2 protein-coding genes and 1 pseudogene are annotated in these 1,298 nt (G+C 47.8%); 1 reads left to right on the top strand and 2 read right to left on the bottom strand.

The genetic code is table 11. The features are described 5' to 3' along the window. A pseudogene (locus SOP97_RS06405) lies at nucleotides 1-187 on the bottom strand (IS5/IS1182 family transposase); the annotation flags it as partial. A 154-nt stretch (nucleotides 188-341) separates the two neighbouring features. On the opposite strand from SOP97_RS06405, the gene SOP97_RS20325 reads away from it, so the two are divergent. Beyond that, the gene (locus tag SOP97_RS20325) at nucleotides 342-653 is read left to right on the top strand and encodes a helix-turn-helix domain-containing protein (protein ID WP_411912036.1); all 312 of its coding nucleotides are present in this window, start codon (nucleotides 342-344) and stop codon (nucleotides 651-653) included. A 424-nt stretch (nucleotides 654-1,077) separates the two neighbouring features. Here the strand turns inward: SOP97_RS20325 and SOP97_RS06410 are convergent. After that, the coding region (locus SOP97_RS06410) for a transposase (protein WP_322948650.1) at nucleotides 1,078-1,298 on the bottom strand (221 nt) is incomplete at its 5' end.

Genomic DNA, 1,298 nt, shown 5'->3' on the forward strand with positions numbered 1-1,298 from the left:
GCACTCGCAGCATCGCCATCAGCGGATAGGCCGGACGACCACCATCACCCTTGGGGTAATGGGGTTCGATCAAGGCAATCAACCCCTTCCACGGAACCACCCGATCCATTTCGATCAGGAATAATTCTTTGCGGGTCTGCTTGCGCTTGCTGGCGTACTCGGCGTCGGCGAAGGTCATCTGCTTCATCGGAAAACTCAGCGGGTGGAATCCGGGTATTTTGCCAAAATCAGGAAGTCTTCTTCAGAATTTCCCTAGCGCTCTAGCCAAGCATGTACATCAATTAATAAAGACCTCTGTTGAGATCGAGCATTTAAGGCTTGTATGCCCCGCAGCCTACGCATTGGCAGGGACAACAGGAATTAACCTCACAAAATTCAACCTTCCTTTTAAACAGATGATTGTGCTTCATGCTCTTGTCAGCAACTCACCTCGCGTTGTGAGCAAAGCATGTTTCGTAGACGTTCTATATTCACACAAGAGCCCGCCAATAAATCCTTATAATGCGGTAGAGTCCTTAGTTTTTCATTTACGTAAAAGACTACGCACCGAAGAATCAAATGTGAGTATAAAATCTGTTCGAGGCGTTGGGTATAGAGCTTCCATTAACCAAATACAGAATTCGATAAAAAATGTTAATTTTCTGAAGCTCTAAAAATCCAGCCTCTACGAAATATCGGGATTGAAAGCCGCGTCTTTACCGGATTTACTTTATCAAATTAAACGTTTAAAACATCCTAGTACACCTATCACCGACTATGGGTGCCGGACTTGGTGATGAAGGTATTTCTTCGAATTTAACGATGACTTGTTCGTTACTTAATACGCTAAGGGCAGGAAGTGCTTAGACGGTTCTTCTGACCGGGATGCCCTTCTCAATGAGGTGAAGGCTGTCAAACTGCCCATGATCGTTATGAACGATGACGACCCTAAGGATGGTCTGAAGTAGTCATGTATTTCTGGCTAACTTCAGCCTCCGCCGATTTTGAAAGCGGCAAATCGATCAAAAGCGATCAGATCACCCGCTTATTTCTGTGTTTTTAGCCGCCGCAAGCACCTCGCGGCAGCCATTCCCCGCATTACAGGCGCACCTCTCCCGCATTCGTCAGTAAATGTCTGCGCGCCATCCACAGATTCGACAGCGCGAACAGTGTCACCAGTTGCGCCGTGTTCTTCGCCAGGCCACGGAACCGCGTCTTCACATAACCGAACTGGCGCTTGATCACTCTGAATGGGTGTTCGACCTTGGCCCGAACCTGCGCCTTGGCCTTCTCGATTTTGCGCTTGGCTTTGTATAGAG

This window comes from Pseudomonas spirodelae (genome assembly GCF_034653255.1).
In the GTDB taxonomy this organism is placed as follows: domain Bacteria; phylum Pseudomonadota; class Gammaproteobacteria; order Pseudomonadales; family Pseudomonadaceae; genus Aquipseudomonas; species Aquipseudomonas spirodelae.